The sequence below is a fragment of the Streptomyces sp. RKAG293 genome (genome assembly GCF_023701745.1).
GTDB lineage: Bacteria > Actinomycetota > Actinomycetes > Streptomycetales > Streptomycetaceae > Actinacidiphila.
This window is the reverse complement of sequence record NZ_JAJOZB010000001.1, coordinates 7,440,086-7,458,693: the sequence shown is the minus strand read 5'-3', so window position 1 is coordinate 7,458,693 and position 18,608 is coordinate 7,440,086. Positions and strand designations below refer to the sequence as shown.

Below are 18,608 nucleotides of genomic sequence, written 5' to 3'. Positions count from 1 at the left end.
GCCCGATCCGCGGCCGCCGCACCCCGCCGGAGACCCACCCCACCGGACGCCCGCCTCGCCGGCACGCGGCCGGTCGGGACCCCCACCCGCCCTCTTCGCCCAGAGGAGATGCCACCACGATGTCTGAGATCCCCCGCCGCTCCCCCGGAACCCGGGACAGCGGCCTCGCCGTCTTCCGCGACCCGGCCTCCGTGGCCGTCGTCGGGGCCTCGGCCAACCCGGCCAAGTGGGGGTACTGGCTGGCCCGCGGCGCCCTCACGGGCCGCGACCGGCGTGTCGTGCACCTGGTCACGCGCGGCGGCGGCGAGATCCTCGGACACCCCACCGCCGCCTCACTGGACGACCTGCCCGGCGTACCCGAACTCGTCGCCTTCTGCGTTCCCGCCTCCGAGGTGCCCGGCGTGGTCGGCCAGGCCCTCGCCCTCGGGGTGCGCGGGCTGCTGGGCATCACCACCGGAGTGCCCGACGAGCCCGCGCTCGCCGCCCGGGTCGCCGCCGCCGGCGCCCGGATGATCGGACCCGGCAGCCTCGGGCTGTACGACGCCGAGTCCTCCCTCCAGATCGCCTGGGGCGACTTCCCGCCCGGCCGGCTGGCCGTGGTCTCCCAGAGCGGTCAGGTGGGCAGCGAGATCGCCCTGCTCGCCCAACGGGCCGGCCTCGGCATCTCCCGCTTCGTCTCCGTGGGCAGCCAGCTCGACGTCAGCACGGCCGACCTGCTGGAGGACCTCGTCGACCACCCCATGACCCGCGCCGTCGGCGTCTACCTCGAAAGCTTCCAGCACGGCCGGCGGATCTTCGACGCGATAGGGGCCCTGCGCGCCGCGGGCAAGCCCGTCATCCTGCTCGCCGTCGGCAGCAGCGACGCCGGCGCCCGCGCCGCCCGCTCCCACACCAGCGCCCTCACCTCCCCGATGGAACTCGTCGACGCCGCCTGCCGGGCCGCCGGCGCGCTGCGGGTGGGCACCCCGTCCGCCCTGGTCGACGTGGCCGCCTGTCTGCTGGGGGGCGGCCTGCCGGCCGGGCCCCGGGTCGGGATCGTCAGCGACAGCGGCGGACAGGGGGCGCTCGCGGCGGACCGCGCGAGCCGCCGTGGCATCCGGGTACCGGAGCTGAGCGCACCGCTGGCCGCCGAGCTCGCCGCCTTCCTGCCCGCAGGAGCCGCCACCGCCAACCCCGTCGACCTGGCGGGCGCGGGCGAACGGGACCTCGGCACGTACCGCGAGGCGGCCGTCGGGCTGCTCCGGTCGGGAGAGGTCGACAGCGTCCTGCTGTCCGGGTATTTCGGCCGGTACGGCCTCGACAGCCCGGCGCTCGCCGAGGCGGAGCAGCGCGTCGCGGCCGAACTGGCCGAAGCCGCCCGCGCGAGTGGCCGGCCGCTGCTGCTGCACTCCATGGGCGCCGACGGCGACACGACCCGCGTCCTGCGCGACGCCGGGGTTCCCGTCTTCCCCACCATCGACGCCGCCACCGACGCGCTCGCCGGCGCGGTCGCGCTGCGGGCACATCCTGGCCGCCCCCTCGCCGCCGCCGAGGAGTCCGTCGCACCGGCGGCGGGCGCCGGATACTGGCCGGCCCGCGCCCTGCTGTGCGGCGCGGGCATCACCTTCCCGGCGGCACGCCAGGTCGCCGACGCCCGGCAGGTCGCCGACGCCGCGCTGGAACTCCGTGCGCCCTACGTCCTCAAGGCCGGCTGGCTGGAGCACAAGAGCGAGGCCGGCGGCGTGCGCACCGGCCTCACGGACGGGCCGGGCGCCGTCCTGGCCTTCACCGATATGCACGCCCGGCTCGGCGACGGACCGTACGTACTGGAGGAACAGGACGTGCGGCCCGGCGTGATCGAGGTGATCGTCGGCGGACGGCGCGACGCCCACCTCGGGCCGATGGTCACCCTCGGCGCCGGTGGCACCGAGGCCGAACTGCACCGCGACACCGTCACCGAATGCGCGCCCGTGGACCGGGAACAGGCGCACGCGATGCTCCGCGCCCTGCGCTGCGCGCCACTCCTCGCCGGGTGGCGCGGACGGCCGGCGGTGGACACCGAATCCCTGGCCGCCGCCGTGGTCGCGGTGTCCCGCCTGGTCGCACGGCTGTCCGGCGACGGCACCGAACTGGAGATCAATCCCCTGCGCGCCGGTGCCGACGGTGCGATCGCCGTCGACGCGCTGCTCGTCACGCGCCGGGACGACCACGCCCCCGACACCGACCCCGACACCCAGGGAGAGTCATGACCTACCACGTACAGCCCGACGAGTTCAGCGGCCGGGTGGCCCTGGTCACCGGGGGCGGATCGGGCATCGGCCGGGCCGTGGCCCGGCGTTGGGCGGCCGGCGGCGGGCAGGTGACGGTCCTCGGCCGGCGCGAAGACGCGCTGCTGGGCACCGTCGAGCTCATCGAGGCGGCCGGCGGAAAGGCCGACGCGGTGCCATGCGACGTACGCGACGCCGCCGCCGTGGACGCCGCCGTGGACGAAGTGGCCGCACGGCACGGCCGCCTCGACGCTCTGGTGAACAACGCCGCGGGCAACTTCGTCCTGCCGGGCGAGCACCTGTCGCCGAACGGCTGGAAGGCGGTCATCGACATCGTCCTCAACGGAACCTTCCACTGCACCCGGGCCGCCGCCCGGCACATGCTGCCGCAGGGCAGCGGCGCGATCCTCAACGTCATCGCCAGCTACGCCTGGCACGGACACCCGGGCACCGTGCACAGCGCCGCCGCCAAGGCGGGCGTGCTCGCCATGACGCGGACGCTGGCGGTGGAGTGGGCGCCGCGCGGCGTCCGCCTCAACTGCATCGCCCCCGGCCCCACCGAGACCGAGGGCGCCGCGGCCGCGCTGTGGCCGACCGCGGCCGCCCGCGAACGCGTGCTCGGCAGCGTCCCGGCCGCCCGGTTCGCCACCCCGGAGGAAGTGGCCGAGTCCGCGGCGTTCCTCATCGGCGACCGCGCCGCCTACATCACGGGCGACGTGCTCGTCGTCGACGGCGGCCAGTGGCTCGGCAAGTCCGTCTACACCAGCGAAGAGTCCAGCGCATGACCGCCACCGTGACCGGTGGCGAAGCGCTCGTCGCCGCCCTGGAAGTCCATGGCGCCGAGACGGTCTTCGGTATCCCCGGGACCCACAACCTGCCGGTCTACGCCGCTCTAGCCCGGCACGGCATCCGGCATGTCTCGCCCCGCCACGAACAGGGCGGCGCCTTCGCCGCGGACGGCTGGGCCCGTGCCGGCGGGCAGCCCGGCGTCTGCCTCACCACGACCGGCCCGGCCCTGCTCAACGCCGCGACGGCGGCCGCCCAGGCGTACTCCGACTCGGTACCCGTGCTCCTCGTCTCCCCCGGCCTGCCGCTGCGCCACCCCGGCCGCGGCAACGGTTACCTGCACGAGGTCAAGGACCAGCGCGCCGCGATGGACGCCATCGTCGCGTACAGCCACCGTGTCACCAGCGTGGCGGAGATCCCGCTGGCCGTGGCCCAGGCGTACGCCGCGATGACGACCGGCCGGCCGCGGCCGGTACATCTGGAGATCCCGCTCGACCTGCTCGACGAGCAAGGTCCGCTCCAGCTCGTCGCGCCGGTCCCGGTGCCGCCGGCCGCGCCGGCCGCCGAACAGGCGGCGGCCGCCGCACGGGTGCTCGGCGCGGCCCTGCGGCCCGTGATCATCGCGGGCGGTGGGTGCAGCGGAGCGGCCGCCGAACTCCTCGAAGTGGCCGAACGGCTCGGCGCTCCCGTCGTCACCACCGCGAACGGCAAGGGCGTTTTCGGCGACGGACACCCGCTCGCCATCGGTGCCGGGCTGCATCACGAGGCGGTGCGCGCCCTCGTCGCCGACAGCGACGCGGTCCTCGCCGTCGGCACCGAACTCGCCCCCGCCGACCTGTGGAACGGCCCGCTCGACCTCAACGGGCCGCTGGTGCGGATCGACGTCGACGTGCGGTCCGTCATCACCAACGCCCGGCCGGACGTCGCCGTCGTCGCCGACGCCGCCCTCGCCCTGCGGGCGATCGCCGACCGGCTGCGGCCCGCGGCGCAACCCGGGCCGGGGCACGACCGTGCCGCCGCCGCCCGTACCGTGTTCGCCGCCCAGGCGCGCGCCGAGGGAGCGGACTACCTCGGACTGACCACGGCCCTCGCCGAGGCGCTCGGGCACGACGGATTCCTCGTCGGGGACTCCGCCATGGCCTGCTACTACGGCGCGCTGTCGAACCTGCCCGCCCACCACCCCCGGTCGTTCCTCTACCCGACCGGCCTGGGCACCCTCGGCTACGCGCTGCCGGCCGCCATCGGGGCCAAGCTCGCCCGCCCCGACGCACCGGTGGTGGCGCTGCACGGGGACGGCGGGGTCATGTTCACCATTCAGGAACTCGCCTCGGCGGCCCAGTTGCGCATCCCGCTGCCCGTGGTGGTCGTGGACAACGGCGGCTACGGCGAGATCCGCAACGAGATGACCGCCCGCGAGGACCCCGTCCACGCCGTCGACCTGCCCGGCCCCGACTTCCCCGCCATCGCGCGGGCCATGGGCTGCCGCGGGGTACGGGTCGACGGATCCGCCACGCTCGCCCGGTCCCTGGAGTCCGCGCTCGCCGCCGACCGCCCCACCCTCATCCACCTGCCCGAAGACGCCGCCCGATGAGACCCGGCGGGCTCAAATGCACCCCGAGCCCGCCGAACGCCGGCTCACGGCCCCACCCCAGCACCGGAGGAAGACCATGAACACCCTCGACGAACCGTGGCCGCTCACCGACGAACAGCGGGCCGTCGTCCGGTTGTGCCGTGACTTCGCCCGCAACGAGATCCGCCCGCGGGGCCGCGAGGTCGACGAGGCCGACGTCGTCACCCCCGTCGACATCTGGCGCAAGGCCGCCGAGGTCGGGATCACCGACTTCATGCTGCCCGCGGAGCTCGGCGGCGGCGGGTTCACCGACGTGTTCACCCAGTGCCTCGTGCAGGAAGAGCTCTGCTTCGGCGATCCCGGCATCGGCAACCTGATGTGTTCCAACGGCTTCTTCGCGGACCCCGTCCTGGAACTGGGCACCGAGGAGCAGAAGCAGCGCTGGCTCGGCCCGCTCACCGGCCCGGACGCGCCGATGACGGCGCTCGCCGTCACCGAGCCCGGCTCGGGCTCCGACGCCGCGTCCATCAGGACCACCGCCCGGCGCGTCGACGGCGGGTACGTCCTGAACGGCCAGAAGGCGTGGATCTCCAACGCCGGAGCGGCCCGGTTCTACGTCGTCTTCGCCAAGACCGACCCTGCCCAGCGGTCCCGGGGCGTCACCGCCTTTCTCCTGGAGGCCGGCACCGAGGGGTTCAGCACCGGCGAGCCCATGCGGAAGATGGGGCAGCGCGCGATCGTCTGCCGGGAGCTGTACTTCTCCGACGTCTTCGTGCCCGAGGCGAACCGGCTCGGCGACGAGGGCCAGGGATTCCACGGCCTGATGCGGACCTTCGACATCTCCCGCATCGTGCTGGGCGCGGCCTCCGTGGGCGCGGCGCGGGCCGCGTACGAATACGCCCGGGACTACGCCCGGACCCGCAGCCAGTTCGACAAGCCCGTCATCGAGCACCAGGCCGTCGCGTTCCGGCTGGCCGACATGGCGAACCGGATCGAGGGGTCGCGGCTGCTGGTGCTGCGCGCCGCACGGGCCGTGGACAGCGGTGCGGACGTGACCGGCCTGGCCGCCATGGCCAAGCTGACCGCCTCGTCGACCGCGATGTTCTGTGCCTGGGCCGCCGTCCAGACCCTCGGCGGATGGGGCTACTCCCGCGAGTTCCCGGTGGAACAGTGGATGCGGGACGCCAAACTCGAGGAGATCGAAGAAGGAACGTCGGACATCATGCGCCTGGTGATCTCGCGTCACCTCCCCTGACGCCGCTCAGCACTCGCGGCGGGGGATTGTGAACCCGGGCAAGGAACGGCACAAGAACCGCACCATGAGAGAGGCCCCGCACATGGCACAAGAGGTACGCGGCGTGATCGCCCGGACGAAGGGCGCGTCCGTCGAGTTGGAGACGATCGTGGTGCCGGACCCGGGCCCCGGTGAAGCCGTGGTGAAGATCCGGTCCTGCGGGGTCTGCCACACCGACCTGCACTACCGCGAGGGCGGGATCAACGACGCGTTCCCGTTCCTCCTCGGGCACGAGGCGGCCGGCACCGTCGAGTCCGTGGGCGAGGGCGTGACGGAGGTGGCCCCCGGTGACTTCGTGGTGCTCAACTGGCGTGCCGTCTGCGGCCGGTGCCGCGCCTGTCGGCGCGGCCGTCCCTGGTACTGCTTCGACACCCACAACGCGAAGCAGCGCATGACGCTGACGGACGGCACCGAGCTGTCTCCGGCCCTCGGCATCGGCGCCTTCGCCGAGAAGACGCTGGTCGCGGCCGGCCAGTGCACCAAGGTCGACCCGGCCGCCTCCCCGGCCGCCGCCGGTCTGCTCGGCTGCGGCGTGATGGCGGGCATCGGTGCCGCCATCAACACCGGCGGGGTCGGCCGCGGCGACTCGGTCGCCGTGATCGGCTGCGGCGGCGTCGGCATGGCGGCCGTCGCCGGGTCGGCGCTGGCCGGCGCGGCGGTCGTCATCGCCGTCGACATCGACGACCGCAAGTTGCAGACCGCGCGCCGGCTCGGCGCCACCCACACCGTCAACTCCCGTTCGCAGGAACCCGTGGAGGCGATCCGCGCGCTCACCGAGGGACACGGCGCCGATGTCGTCATCGAGGCCGTCGGCAGACCGGAGACGTACAAGCAGGCGTTCTACGCCCGTGACCTGGCCGGGACGGTGGTCCTCGTCGGAGTTCCGACCCCCGAGATGCGCATCGACCTGCCGCTGCAGGACGTGTTCGGGCGCGGCGGAGCGCTGAAGTCCTCCTGGTACGGCGACTGCCTGCCGTCCCGCGACTTCCCGATGCTGATCGACCTGTACCAGCAGGGACGCCTGGACCTGGACGCGTTCGTCACCGAGACCATCGAGCTGGACGGGGTCGAGGAGGCGTTCGCGCGAATGCGCGGGGGCGACGTGCTCCGATCGGTGGTGCTGCTGTGACCGGGATTCGCATCGACCATCTGATCACCTCCGGGACCTTCTCGCTGGACGGCGGCACCTGGGACGTCGACAACAACGTGTGGATCGTGGGCGACGACCACGAGGTCGTCGTCATCGACGCGGCGCACGACGCCGGCGCGATCGCCGAGGCGGTGGGCGGCCGCAGGGTGACCGCCATCGTGTGCACCCACGCCCACGACGACCACGTCAACGCCGCTCCCGCCCTGGCCGAGCGGACCGGGGCGCCGATCCTGCTGCACCCGGACGACCGGGCGCTCTGGCACATGACTCACCCCGACCGGAAGCCGGACGGTGAACTGACCGACGGGCAGGTCCTGCCCGTCGCCGGTACCGGTCTGACGGTGCTCCACACACCCGGGCACGCACCCGGCGCCGTGTGCCTGTACGCACCGGACCTGGAGACTGTCTTCACGGGAGACACCCTCTTCCGGGGCGGCCCCGGGGCGACCGGCCGGTCGTTCTCCGACTTCCCGACGATCATCGAGTCGGTCCGGGACGAGCTGCTCACCCTGCCGCCGTCGACCACGGTCCGGACCGGCCACGGAGACAGCACCACCATCGGCGACGAGGCACCGCACCTGCCGGAATGGGTGGCCCGCGGGCACTGAGCCGTGCCGCGGAGCCCCCGGGTCGCCCGTCAGCGGCGGCCCGGGGGCCGTACCTCCGGACGGGCCGATACCGGCGTCCGGCGGTCTGGGGTCTGCGGTCTGCGGTCTGCGGTCTGCGGTCTGCGGTCTGCGGTCTGCGGTCTGCGGGGCATCATCCGGTGGTCAGGCGCGCCCAGCGGGTGGTGCCCCGGGTGCCGTGGGCTTCGCTCACGGCGGCGACCAGAGTGAGGCCCCGCCCGTGTTCGTCGTCGTGGCGGGGCGCGGCACACGGGCCGGTGCGGGGCGCCGGTCCGCCGTCGGTGGCCTCGATCCAGATCTGGCGGGCGGTGGGATCGTGGCGCAGGTGCAGTTGCAGGGGCGGCAGCCCGTGTTCGATCGCGTTGGTCACCAATTCGGAGATGGCCAGCAGCGCCACGTGAACGGTCTCCTCACCGAGGTGCAGGTCGCGAAGGAACCGGCGGCCGATCCGCCGGGCGTCACCCGCGGACTCGGGGCGGTGGTCGAGCTGCCAGGTTCCGTGGTCGGCGAGCAGGCGTGTGGGTCGGCCGCCGGCACGGCGAGTCGGTCGACGGTGACGCATATGGCGAATCCCATCCGAACAGCACGGGGGTGACCCTGAAGTCCTTCCACCTTCCGGTTTACACCGATCCGCCGAGGCAAACCCCAGGGAATTACCCTAAATCCGGCCGCTCACGCCACGAATCCACACCGGGCGGCGGGGTCAGGAGTCTCCCTTGGCCAGCGCGATGTTCGACAGCCGGACCGCCTCCTGGAGCGCCTGGGCCGGATCGGCTCCACCGCGCAGCGTCAGGGCTATCGCATTTCCCAGCGCCTGGGAAAGGCCCTTGTAACCGGGAACCGTAGGGCGGCCTACCTTGGCGTTCTGCAGATTGTCGAAGAAGGTCCGCGCGCCGGGGTACTTCCGGATGAACTCAGCGAATTCGGGACTGGACGCCTCGCTGGAGCGCAGCGGCAGATTTCCGGCGGCCAGGTTGAACTCGGGGTCGACAGCGCTCGACGTGAGCCATGCGGTGAACTCGAAGGCCCAGTGGGAACGGTTCTCGTCCTGGTGATCGAAGAGTGCCCACAGATCCGGGGCGGAGATCGTCTGATGATTTCCGTCGCCGAATGACGGCAGATAGCTCACCCCGTAGTCGAGCCCGGCGCGGAGCACGTCCGCCAGCTCCCACGGACCGCTCATGACCATGCCGATCCGACCGGAGGTGAAGAGCTCGATGTATTTCTCGTCGTCGGGCGAGAGGTATACGGATCTGTCCTTGACGGCCATCGACCGGAGGAAGGTGAGCGCCGAAATCCCCGCATCGGAATCGAATACCGCTCTCTTCTCGTCTCCCGACAGCACGCTCCCGCCGTTCTGCCAGAACAGCGGCCACAGGTGCCATGTGGTGTCCTCGGAGCCCGACACGGGATAGGCCGTGCCGAAGACGTGGTGTACCGGGTCGGTGAGCTTCTTCGCGGCGGACCGGAAGTCCTCCCACGTCCAGTCGTTCGTCGGGAACGGGATGCCGGCCGCGGCGAACAGCTTCTTGTTCCACAGCAGGCCGATGTTGTCGACGACGGCCGGGAAGCCGATCACCCGGCTGCCGGGGGACGCGGTCTGCCGGGCGGCTTCCGGGAACTCCTCCCACCGCACCCTCGAGTCGGCGACCTCGCGGGTGAGGTCGAGGGTCTTGTCGCTCTGGCGCAACGCCGAGGCCCAACTGCCGTACGCGTAGGAGATGTCGGGGTAGGTTCCGGCGCCGAACGCCGCCGTCAGCCGGGGCAGCAGCTCGTCGGTGGTCGGGGCACCGCGCGACATCCTGATGGTGACGTCCGGGTGCAGGGCGTGGAACTTCGCGGCCAGCCCTTCGAGGATCTTCTCCGGCCCCGGGTCCTGCCCGGTCCAGACGGTGATGACCACCGGGCCCGCCGCCCGTGCGGCGGGGCCGCGTCCGGCGTCCGCACTCGAACAGCCGCAAGCACCGATCAGCCCGATCACGGTCCCGAGGGCCAGAAGGGCCCTCCTGCCAAAATGCCGGGTATTGCCCGATCTGGAGTCCATCAGCTGACCTTCTGGAGCGTTCCGGATGAAGCGTGCCCGCTCGGGCACCTTCGGCTTGGGACCCGTTCTATGGGCGCACCGCGCATTCGGACCGCGGAACCCTCCAAATGAACAAAATCGCTGCACACTATGCGGCCGATCGATTCGATATATCCAATTTGCCCCGGGACGGCCACGTGGTGGAGCAAATTCGGTGGCTATTTTGTGCACCGGCGTCCGCGTGAGGAATCCGTTCGGGCCGCAGCAGGCAAATACGCCCGCGTTCATTTCAGAAGTCACCGAGTAATGGTTGGAGGAGTGGATGACAGCCGTCTCCCCTTGGCCCAACGCCGCGCAGCAGTCCCGCCGGGTGAGTGCGATCCTGGCGCGCCTGGCGTCGGCGGGTTCGGTCAGCATCGGGGCGGTCGCTGCCGAGCTGGGGGTGTCCAGGGCGACGATCAGGCGCGATCTGACCGCGCTGGAGGAACAGAACCTGCTCACGCGCACCCACGGCGGAGCCGTCGCCAGGGAGGGCGCGGCCGAACTCCCGGTGCGCTACCGCACCAGCCAGGGGCAGCAGCAGAAACAGGCGATCGCGCGGGCCGCGATGCGCGGGCTGCCGGCCGGCCCCTACGTGGTCGCGGTGAACGGCGGGACCACGACGCGGGAGGTCGCGCGGCTGCTGGCGTCCCGCACCGAGCTGACCGTGGTCACGAACGCGCTGAACATCGCCATGGAACTCGCGATGCGGCCGCGGGTGCGCCTGGTCGTCACCGGCGGCCGCGCCCGCAACCGGTCCTGCGAACTCGTCGGCCCCTGGGCCGAGCGCACGCTCGGGAGCATCAACATCGGCACGGCCTTCATCGGCGTGGACGGGATCAGCGCACGGGACGGGGTGTCGACCCATGACGAGGTCGAGGCGCGGGTCAACGCGGTCATGATCGAGCGTTCCCGCCGGGTGGTGGTGGTCGCCGACGGATCCAAGATCGGCCGCAACCTCCTCGCGCACGTGGTTCCGGTCACCGCGATCGACGAACTGATCACCGACTCCGGCGCGGACGCCACCGAACTCGCCGCCATCCGGGCGCGGAACGTCACCGTCACCATCGCCGACACCCCGGTGCGCTGAACACGGCGGATCGCCCTCCGCACCACGGCAACCCGCGTTCCGGGTCAGCGGGCGGGGAGGTCCGCGACCGTCACCCTGACGCCCTGGTCCCGGACGGCGTCGAGTTCGGCCGGGTCCGCGCCGGAGTCGGTGATCAACTCGTCGACGGCCGTCAGCGCCGCGACGTGCGCGAGCAGTTTGCGGCCGACCTTGGACCCGTCCGCCACCACCACGACGCGACGGGCGCGACTGATCATGACGGCGTTGATGTGCGCCTCGATCTCGTCGTGGGTGGAGATGCCGGCCTCCGCGCTGATGCCGTCCACCCCGACGAACGCGGTGCCGACGTTGATGCCCCCCAGCGTCCGTTCCGCCCACGGGCCCACGAGTTCATAGGACTTCAAGCGCGCCACACCGCCGGTGACGACGAGCTTGACCCGTGGCCGCGTCACCAGCTCCATCGCGATGTTCAGCGCGTTGGTCACCACGGTCAGTTCGGTGCGGGAGGCCAGCAGCCGGGCAACCTCGCTGGTGGTGGTGCCCCCCGATACGGCAACGACGTAGGGGCCGCTGGGCAGCGTCCGGACCGCGGCACGGGCGATGGCCATCTTCTGCTGACGGCCACGGGTGTTCCGGTAGCGCACCGGCAGTTCGTAGGCGACGTCACAGGCGACGGCTCCGCCGTGCGTCCGGGTCAGCAGGTTCTGTTCGTCGAGCGTGCGGAGGTCCCGCCGGATCGTCGCCCGCGAAACGGAGAATTCCCTGGCGACCTCGTCCACGCTGACGGATCCCTTGGCGGCCAGTTGGTCAAGTATCGAGGTGACCCGATCGGATTGGTGCGCGGACTCAGGATTCCTGCTCGGCGTGGTCACCGGAACCTCCTTCACTCAGGTGGCGGCGAGCATACGCACACGTTCCCGCATGCGGAACGTGCGAAGGTGCGTGAATCCGGCCCCATGGACGGCAGAGCCAGGTGAAATGAGCACGAGCGCCGGAAACGCGCATCGTCCGTGCGCGTTACGAGCATTTCATTGCTCTGCCGCCGAGCTCGCACGTAGAACTGTCGTCACTTGGGGAGCAGGCATCGCTCAAGCCCAGCGGATCGTTCGGAAGGTCATTGCATGGACACCGGATCGGCAAGAACCACCGGCTTTCGCGCAGGAGGTGCGATCGCCCTGGCGACCGCCCTGGCCTGCGGAACACTCGCCGGGTGCAGCAGTTCGGGCTCCTCGTCCGGGGCCGCCCCGGACGCCACGAAGCCGGTGACCATCACCATGTGGACCGGGCAGAACCTGGGCCCGCAGAAGATACTCGAAGGTCTCGCGGCGAAATTCCACCAGCTGCATCCAAACGTGACGATCGAGATGTCGACCGGAGCACCGACGACCGATGACCTGCTGCCCAAGCTGACGGCGGCATTCATCAGCAAGACGTACCCCGACATCTCCTATACGTTCGGCAGTTGGGCCACCTCGCTCCAGGAGAGCGGAAGAACCCTCGATCTGACGAAGCAGGTCGCGGATCCCGCCGTCGAATGGAATGAGTTTCCGGGCGCGGCGCGTCAGACCGCGACACCCAACGGCCAGGTCATCGGATTCCCCGCGGTGGTCGACAATATCGGCGTCCTCTACAACAAGAAGCTGTTCGCGGCCGCCGGGCTGGCCGAGCCGAAGAACAACTGGACCTGGGACGAGTTCCGGGCCGACGCCAAGAAGCTGACCGATCCGTCCCGCAACGTGTACGGGACCGCCTACTCGGTCTCCGGGACGGAGGACACGACCTGGCACCTGTGGCCGCTGCTGTGGCAGAAGGGCGGGAACGTCCTGACGCCGGACGGCAAGAAGACGGCGTTCGCGTCGCCGGCCGGCGGCTCCGCCCTGGGTTTCCTGCAGCAGATGGCGGTGACCGACAAGTCCATGTACCTCTCCCAGGACGACCAGAAGTACGCCGACCTCTTCAAGTCCGGCCTGATCGGCATGATCATGAGCGGGCCGTGGCAGATGGCCGACAACGTGGCCGCGAAGCTCGACTACGGAGTGGCGTACCTGCCGACGTTCGACGGCACCAGCCACCAGACGATCTCCGGCCCGGACCTGTGGACCCTGTTCGACCACCAGGACGCCGATCGCGCCTACTGGTCCACCGCCTTCACCCAGTGGCTGACCTCCGCCGAGATCGACCCACAGTTCAATCTGGCGACCGGCAACCTCCCGCTGCGCAGCAGTGAGTCCGCCAGTGCGGAGTTCAAGGAGTTCACCCGCAAGTACCCCGGAGCCCAGACCTTCGTGGACAACCTGCGCAACGCCACGACGGGCCGGCCCACCGTGCCGGGCTACACCGGCCTGTCCCAGGTGGTGGGCAAGGCCGTCGCCCAGGTCCTGCAAGGCGGCGGGGACCCTGAGCAGGCGCTGCGGAAGGCGTCCGCCGCAGCCGACACCGCACTGTCCCAGGGCGACTGATGAAACTCGGCATCCTCCTCCCCGACCGCGAACGGGTGAGCCCCCGCCGGCCGCGAAGCGCGAAGTCCGCCGGCGCTGTCCCCGGCCCGCCGGGGCCCCGGCACACCCTGCGGCGCCGGCGGCTGGTCGCGAGCCTGACGGGCTGGTCCTTCGCTCTGCCGGCGACGCTGATCATCGCCGCGCTGACCCTCTTCCCGGCCGTCTGGTCCTTCCTCATCTCACGTGAGCGCTGGAACGGGTTCACGCCGCCGAAGCCGGTCGGCTGGGCCAACTACCAGGCGATGGCGCACGACCAGGACCTGCAGTCGGCGGTCAACCACACCGTGCTGTTCACCGTGCTGTACGTACCGGTCGCCCTGCTGCTGGGACTGTTCCTCGCCAGTGCCCTGAACCGCAAGATCCGCTTCATCGGGTTCTACCGGACGGCGATCTTCGTTCCGCTCGTGATGTCCGCCGCGGCCTCCGGCATCCTCGCGAAGTTCGTCTTCGACCCGCAGTTCGGCCTGGCCGACAACGGCCTGCGCGCGCTGCATCTGCCGGCGCAGGGGTTTCTCACCGACCGGCACCAGGTGATGTGGGTCATCGCCCTCATCTATCTGTGGGGAGATCTGGGCTTCTCCGTCATCGTCTACCTCGCCGCGCTGCAGGACATCCCGAAGGACATCATCGAGGCCGCCACCCTCGACGGTGCGAACCGCCGGCAGATCTTCCGGCACGTCACCCTGCCGAGCGTCGCTCCCGTCACCCTGTTCATCGGGGTCTGGGAGACCATCTCGGTCCTCCAGATCTTCGAACTGATCCTCACCACCACCAGAGGCGGCCCGCTCGGCGCCTCGCAGACCGTCGTCTACTTCATTTACAACCAGGCGTTCCAGCTCTCCCGCTACGGCTACGGCTCGGCGATCGCCTATCTCCTCTTCGCCGCCACGCTGCTCCTGACGCTCGGCCTGCTCGCCTACTCCAAGCGCACCAAGAGAGAGGCCTTCTGATGGTGCTGCCCTTCGCCGGCCGCTCAACGAAACAGGCCCCCGACTGCGCCGGCCCGCGAGCCCGGCGCCGCCCCAGTGGCTGGCACCTCCTTCTCGCCCCGCTGTCCGTGCTGTTCCTGCTGCCGCTGGCGCAGATGCTCATCACCTCGTTCACCGACAACGGGGAGATCAACCGCTACCCGCCGCGATTCCTCCCCTCGGCGCTGCACATCGCCGGTTACACCCGGTTGTTCACGGACGCGCCGGTCGCGCGCTGGATCATGAACTCGATGATCGTCTCGGGCATCGCGGTCGTCAGCCACCTGGTGCTGTGCTCACTGGGCGGCTACGCCTATGCCCGGCTGTCGTTCCGCGGCCGCACCGTGGGGTTCGTGGCGCTGCTGTCGACCATCATGATCCCGACGCAGATGCTGATGATCCCGACGTACTTCATGTTCTCCCGGCTGGGTCTGATCGACACCCTCGCCGCGGCCTTCGTGCCCTTCCTGACCTCGGCCTTCGGCGTCTTCCTGATGCGGCAGTTCTTCCTGTCGGTGCCGAAGGAACTGGAGGAGGCCGGGCGGATGGACGGTCTGTCGACGGTCGGGGTCCTGATACGGATCGTCCTGCCGCTGGCCAGGCCGGCGCTGACCACCCTGGCGATCTTCACCCTGCTGAACTCGTGGAACGACCTGCTCTGGCCGTTGATCGCGATCAACGACCCGCAGCTCTACACGATCCAGCTCGGGCTGCTCAACTTCCAGGGCGCCCACCACATCGACTGGCAGGAACTGATGGCCTGCAACGTCGTGGCCAGCGCACCGCTGATCCTGGGGTTCGTCTTCGCGCAGAAGCAGTTCGTCCAGACCATGAGCCTCAGCGGCGTCAAGGGCTGACCGCGCCCGCCCCGCGCCCGGCCGCTCTCCCCTCTCCCTCCCCCTCCACGAACGGAGTCACCGTGACGACCCATGTCGAGCGCGAGATAGCCGGGCAGCCCGCCTGCTGGCGGCAGGCCGCCGCGCCCGCCCCCGACGAGTCCGCGGGCCTGCCACGGCGCGGAGAACGGGTCGCGGTCGTCGGCTGCGGCACCTCGTACTTCGTCGCGCAGTCCTACGCCCGGCTCCGTGAGGAGGCGGGGCACGGGGAGACGGATGCGTTCGCCGCCTCCGAGCTGCCCCGGGGACGCGTGTACGACCGTTGTCTGGCCCTGTGCCGCTCGGGGACGACCACCGAGGTCGTCGACCTGTTGGGCCAGGTGTCCGCGCCGAGCACGGTGATCACCGCGGTCGCCGGTTCCCCCGCGGTCGCGGCCGCCGGCCAGGCCCTGGTCCTGGACTTCGCCGACGAGCGCTCCGTCGTGCAGACCCGGTTCGCGACCTCGACGCTGATCCTGCTGCGAGCCCACCTCGGCGACGACGTGCTCCCCGCCATCGCCGACGCGGAGGTGGCCCTCCGGCAACCGCTGCCCGACGGAGTCACCGGCAGAACCCAGTTCACCTTCCTGGGCGCCGGGTGGACGGTCGGGCTGGCCGCCGAGGCCGCGCTGAAGATGCGCGAGGCGGCACTGAGCTGGGCCGAGTCCTACCCGGCGATGGAATACCGGCACGGACCCATCGCCGTCACTGATGAGCGCTCGGCGGTCTGGATGCTCGGAACCGCCCCCGCCGGGCTGGCCGCGCAGGTCACCGCGACGGGTGGGATGTGGATCGAGCAGGATCTCGACCCGCTCGCCTCCCTGATCGGAGCACAGCGGCTCGCCGTCGCCCTCGCCCACGCCCGGGGCCTGAACCCGGACGCCCCCCGCCATCTGACCAGGTCCGTCATTCTGCCCCCGGCCGTCACCGGCCGGGATCTGTGACCGCGATCCTCAAGGACATCCATGCCATTCGCCAACACCGCGGCGACGGGCCCGCGCGGCCACCTCGGGGACGGCCGCGACGCGGTCACCGCTGACGCCCTCCGCCTCATCACCATTCTTCAGAAGGGCTGACATCCATGGTTCGCATCGCGTTCGTCGGAGCGGGTTCTGTCGTGTTCACCCGACAGCTGCTGCGCGACATCCTGTCCTATCCCGAGTTGTCGGACGTACAGCTCTCCCTTCACGACATCGACCCGGACCGGCTGGACGTCGCGGAAGGGCTGGCCCGTCTGACGGCCCGCCAGTTCGGTGCCCGGCCGGTCATCACCGCTTCCGCCGACCGCCGGAAGGCTCTGGAGGGCGCGGATGTCGTGGTCAACATGGTCGCCGTCGGCGGTCACCCGGCCACCATGACCGACTTCGACATCCCGCGCTCCTACGGCCTGCGGCAGACCATCGGGGACACCCTCGGCATCGGCGGCATCTTCCGGGCGCTGCGCACCTTCCCGCTGCTCCGCGGGCTGGCGGCGGACATGACCGCGGTCTGCCCGCAGGCGTGGCTGCTGAACTACACCAATCCCATGGCGATGAACCTCCAGTACCTGACGTCGATCGCACCGCGGCTCAGAGCCCTCGGACTGTGCCACTCGGTGTACTGGACGGTGCGCGACCTCTGCGGCATCGTCGGCGTCCCCTACGAGGAGGTCGACACCCTCTCCGCCGGCGTCAACCACCAGGGGTGGATCCTGCGCTGGGAGCACCGGGGCCGCGATCTCCACCCGGCGCTCGACGCGGCGCTGGCGTTCGATCCGCAGCTGCGCAGGCGCGTCCGGATGGACATGTACCAGCGGCTCGGGTACTTCCCGACGGAGACCAGCGAGCATTCCGCGGAGTACGTGCCCTGGTATCTGCGCGATGACGGCGAGATCGCGCGGCTCCGCATCCCCCTGGACCACTACACCCGTACCAGCGCGGCCAATCTCACCGAGTACGCCCAGGTCCGCGACAGCCTCGCGGCGGGCCGCGACCCGGAGCCGGCGCAGGAGGAGGATGCCACCGAGTACGCCCCTCAGGTCATCCACAGCCTCGTCACCGGCGAACGCCGCACCATCCAGGTGACCACGGCCAACACCGGACTGATCACCAACCTCCCCACCGGCGCGGCCGTCGAGGTTCCGGCGACGCTGGACCGTCTCGGCGTGCATCCGCACCACGTCGGCGCCCTGCCCCCACAACTCGCCGCTCTCAACCGGAGCTTCCTCAATGTGGTGGAGCTGACGGTGGCCGCCGCGGTCGAGGAGGATCCGCGGCACATCCGGCACGCGGCGATGTCCGATCCCGCCACGGCAGCCACTTTGACGGTCCCTCAGATCTGGGCGCTGTGCGACGACATGGTCGCGGCGCACGGCGGGGCACTGCCGCCCGCGCTGCGCGGCGCGCTCTCCCCTGGCGCCGGCTGATGGGGCGCCCGGACCTGCTGGTGGTGGGAGACGCCAACCCTGACGTCCTGGTCACCGGCGCTCCGCTGACGCCGCCCGGCGGCCAGGCCGAGATCCTGGTCGACGGTGCCGTCCTCGCGCTGGGCGGATCGGCCGCGATCGTCGCCCACGGCGCGGCACGGCTGGGGATGTCGACCGCGCTCGCGGCCATGGTCGGGCGGGACGCGGCGGGCGACTTCGTGCTCGACGTCCTGTCGTCGGCCGGTGTGGACATCAGCGGCTGCCTACGTCATGAGTCCCTGCCCACCGGGCTGAGCGTGTGCCTCAACCGGCCCGGCGGGGACCGGGCCATCCTGACGGCACCCGGCTGCCTGCCGCACTTCGCTCCCCGCACGCTGCCGGCCGCCCGGCACGTGCACGCCGCCTCCTACTTCCTGCAACCCGCGCTGGCCGGCCGGCTGCCGGCGCTGTTCCGTGCGGCGCGCGCCGGGGGCGCCTCCACCTCGCTGGACACCAACTACGACCCGGCCGGCTCATGGCAGCTGGCCCCCGGGCTGCTGGGGGCGTGCGACCTCGTCCTCCCCAACGCGGCGGAGGCCCTGGCCCTGACCGGCGCGGGCACGGTGCTCGGTGCCATGAGCGCGCTGGCCGGTACGGGCGCCGTCCCCGTGGTCAAGCTGGGCCGCCGGGGGGCCGTGGTACAGGACTCAGCCGGACCGCTGCTCGTCAGCGGGACCGAAGTCGACCCCGTCGACACCGTCGGCGCCGGCGACAGCTTCGACGCGGGTTTCCTCGCCGGCTGGCTGGACTCCGGCGACCTCGTCGCGGCGGCGGCGCTGGGCTGCGCCTGCGGGGCCCTGTCCACCCGCGCCGCGGGCGGCACGGCGACCCAGCCCGGCCGCCCGGAGGCCGCGGGGCCGGCCGCCCGCGCCCAGGCGGGTGCGCGGCGGATCGGAGCCCACGACATGTGAGGCCCCACAGGGCAAAGGACACCCTGACCCTCCCCCTGGGGAATGATCCCGATCGCCGCCCATGACGAGGAAGGGAAGCGGCCGAGCGCTCTCGAGCGGCGGTGGTGATC

Annotated in this window: 16 protein-coding genes; 13 read left to right on the top strand and 3 right to left on the bottom strand. The window is 71.4% G+C overall.

Translation table 11 applies throughout. From position 1 onward, the window contains the following. The first annotated feature begins 119 nt into the window (after positions 1-119). The 6 genes from LNW72_RS33110 (at position 120) to LNW72_RS33085 (ending at position 7,654) form a co-directional block, all read left to right on the top strand. Positions 120-2,228: an acetate--CoA ligase family protein gene (locus LNW72_RS33110; RefSeq protein WP_250978728.1), complete on the top strand. Its 2,109-nt coding sequence runs from the start codon at positions 120-122 to the stop codon at positions 2,226-2,228. After that, positions 2,225-3,031, top strand: a complete 807-nt coding sequence (locus LNW72_RS33105) for an SDR family oxidoreductase (protein WP_250978727.1) — start codon at positions 2,225-2,227, stop codon at positions 3,029-3,031. Before LNW72_RS33110 ends, LNW72_RS33105 begins: the two co-directional genes overlap by 4 nt. Then, complete coding sequence (locus LNW72_RS33100) at positions 3,028-4,623, top strand: 5-guanidino-2-oxopentanoate decarboxylase (RefSeq protein WP_250978726.1); 1,596 nt, start codon at positions 3,028-3,030, stop codon at positions 4,621-4,623. The genes LNW72_RS33105 and LNW72_RS33100 overlap by 4 nt, the downstream gene beginning before the upstream one ends. A gap of 76 nt (positions 4,624-4,699) precedes the next feature. Next, positions 4,700-5,857 carry an acyl-CoA dehydrogenase family protein gene (locus tag LNW72_RS33095; RefSeq protein ID WP_250978725.1) on the top strand — a complete coding sequence of 386 codons (1,158 nt, stop codon included), beginning with the start codon at positions 4,700-4,702 and terminating at the stop codon, positions 5,855-5,857. An 82-nt stretch (positions 5,858-5,939) separates the two neighbouring features. Next, positions 5,940-7,025, top strand: a complete 1,086-nt coding sequence (locus tag LNW72_RS33090) for an S-(hydroxymethyl)mycothiol dehydrogenase (protein WP_250980412.1) — start codon at positions 5,940-5,942, stop codon at positions 7,023-7,025. Further along, a complete protein-coding gene (locus tag LNW72_RS33085; RefSeq protein ID WP_250978724.1) occupies positions 7,022-7,654 on the top strand; it encodes an MBL fold metallo-hydrolase in 633 nt (210 codons plus the stop codon). Before LNW72_RS33090 ends, LNW72_RS33085 begins: the two co-directional genes overlap by 4 nt. Before the next feature lie 151 nt (positions 7,655-7,805). On the opposite strand, the gene LNW72_RS33080 is transcribed toward LNW72_RS33085, so the two are convergent. Then, on the bottom strand, positions 7,806-8,234 hold the full coding sequence (locus LNW72_RS33080) for an ATP-binding protein (protein WP_250978723.1): 429 nt from the start codon (positions 8,232-8,234) through the stop codon (positions 7,806-7,808). A 141-nt stretch (positions 8,235-8,375) separates the two neighbouring features. After that, on the bottom strand, positions 8,376-9,653 hold the full coding sequence (locus LNW72_RS33075) for an ABC transporter substrate-binding protein (RefSeq protein ID WP_250978722.1): 1,278 nt from the start codon (positions 9,651-9,653) through the stop codon (positions 8,376-8,378). 364 nt (positions 9,654-10,017) lie between these two features. Between LNW72_RS33075 and LNW72_RS33070 the strand changes: the two genes are divergently transcribed. Beyond that, a complete protein-coding gene (locus tag LNW72_RS33070) occupies positions 10,018-10,824 on the top strand; it encodes a DeoR/GlpR family DNA-binding transcription regulator (protein ID WP_250978721.1) in 807 nt (268 codons plus the stop codon). A 44-nt stretch (positions 10,825-10,868) separates the two neighbouring features. Here the strand turns inward: LNW72_RS33070 and LNW72_RS33065 are convergent, their stop codons facing one another. Next, positions 10,869-11,675: a DeoR/GlpR family DNA-binding transcription regulator gene (locus LNW72_RS33065; protein WP_250978720.1), complete on the bottom strand. Its 807-nt coding sequence runs from the start codon at positions 11,673-11,675 to the stop codon at positions 10,869-10,871. A 249-nt stretch (positions 11,676-11,924) separates the two neighbouring features. On the opposite strand from LNW72_RS33065, the gene LNW72_RS33060 reads away from it, so the two are divergent. From LNW72_RS33060 to LNW72_RS33035, 6 genes are all read left to right on the top strand, one after another. Then, positions 11,925-13,262: an ABC transporter substrate-binding protein gene (locus tag LNW72_RS33060; RefSeq protein WP_250978719.1), complete on the top strand. Its 1,338-nt coding sequence runs from the start codon at positions 11,925-11,927 to the stop codon at positions 13,260-13,262. Further along, positions 13,262-14,251, top strand: a complete 990-nt coding sequence (locus LNW72_RS33055) for a carbohydrate ABC transporter permease (RefSeq protein ID WP_250978718.1) — start codon at positions 13,262-13,264, stop codon at positions 14,249-14,251. Before LNW72_RS33060 ends, LNW72_RS33055 begins: the two co-directional genes overlap by 1 nt. Beyond that, positions 14,251-15,126 carry a carbohydrate ABC transporter permease gene (locus LNW72_RS33050; protein WP_250978717.1) on the top strand — a complete coding sequence of 292 codons (876 nt, stop codon included), beginning with the start codon at positions 14,251-14,253 and terminating at the stop codon, positions 15,124-15,126. The genes LNW72_RS33055 and LNW72_RS33050 overlap by 1 nt, the downstream gene beginning before the upstream one ends. Positions 15,127-15,188: 62 nt before the next feature. Next, positions 15,189-16,088: a sugar isomerase gene (locus LNW72_RS33045; RefSeq protein ID WP_250978716.1), complete on the top strand. Its 900-nt coding sequence runs from the start codon at positions 15,189-15,191 to the stop codon at positions 16,086-16,088. A 137-nt stretch (positions 16,089-16,225) separates the two neighbouring features. Further along, the gene (locus LNW72_RS33040; protein ID WP_250978715.1) at positions 16,226-17,548 is read left to right on the top strand and encodes an alpha-glucosidase/alpha-galactosidase; all 1,323 of its coding nucleotides are present in this window, start codon (positions 16,226-16,228) and stop codon (positions 17,546-17,548) included. Then, positions 17,548-18,498 (top strand): carbohydrate kinase family protein, encoded by a 951-nt coding sequence (locus tag LNW72_RS33035; RefSeq protein WP_250978714.1) that lies wholly within the window; start codon positions 17,548-17,550, stop codon positions 18,496-18,498. Before LNW72_RS33040 ends, LNW72_RS33035 begins: the two co-directional genes overlap by 1 nt. The last annotated feature ends 110 nt before the right edge of the window (positions 18,499-18,608 follow it).

What these genes read in the sequence shown, in the direction of transcription:
- LNW72_RS33110 (WP_250978728.1), top strand. Translation starts at nt 120, where the DNA reads ATGTCTGAGATCCCCCGCCGCTCCCCCGGAACCCGGGACAGCGGCCTC.
- LNW72_RS33105 (WP_250978727.1), top strand. Translation starts at nt 2,225, where the DNA reads ATGACCTACCACGTACAGCCCGACGAGTTCAGCGGCCGGGTGGCCCTG.
- LNW72_RS33100 (WP_250978726.1), top strand. Translation starts at nt 3,028, where the DNA reads ATGACCGCCACCGTGACCGGTGGCGAAGCGCTCGTCGCCGCCCTGGAA.
- LNW72_RS33095 (WP_250978725.1), top strand. Translation starts at nt 4,700, where the DNA reads ATGAACACCCTCGACGAACCGTGGCCGCTCACCGACGAACAGCGGGCC.
- LNW72_RS33090 (WP_250980412.1), top strand. Translation starts at nt 5,940, where the DNA reads ATGGCACAAGAGGTACGCGGCGTGATCGCCCGGACGAAGGGCGCGTCC.
- LNW72_RS33080 (WP_250978723.1), bottom strand. Translation starts at nt 8,234, where the DNA reads ATGCGTCACCGTCGACCGACTCGCCGTGCCGGCGGCCGACCCACACGC.
- LNW72_RS33070 (WP_250978721.1), top strand. Translation starts at nt 10,018, where the DNA reads ATGACAGCCGTCTCCCCTTGGCCCAACGCCGCGCAGCAGTCCCGCCGG.
- LNW72_RS33060 (WP_250978719.1), top strand. Translation starts at nt 11,925, where the DNA reads ATGGACACCGGATCGGCAAGAACCACCGGCTTTCGCGCAGGAGGTGCG.
- LNW72_RS33055 (WP_250978718.1), top strand. Translation starts at nt 13,262, where the DNA reads ATGAAACTCGGCATCCTCCTCCCCGACCGCGAACGGGTGAGCCCCCGC.
- LNW72_RS33050 (WP_250978717.1), top strand. Translation starts at nt 14,251, where the DNA reads ATGGTGCTGCCCTTCGCCGGCCGCTCAACGAAACAGGCCCCCGACTGC.
- LNW72_RS33040 (WP_250978715.1), top strand. Translation starts at nt 16,226, where the DNA reads ATGGTTCGCATCGCGTTCGTCGGAGCGGGTTCTGTCGTGTTCACCCGA.
- LNW72_RS33035 (WP_250978714.1), top strand. Translation starts at nt 17,548, where the DNA reads ATGGGGCGCCCGGACCTGCTGGTGGTGGGAGACGCCAACCCTGACGTC.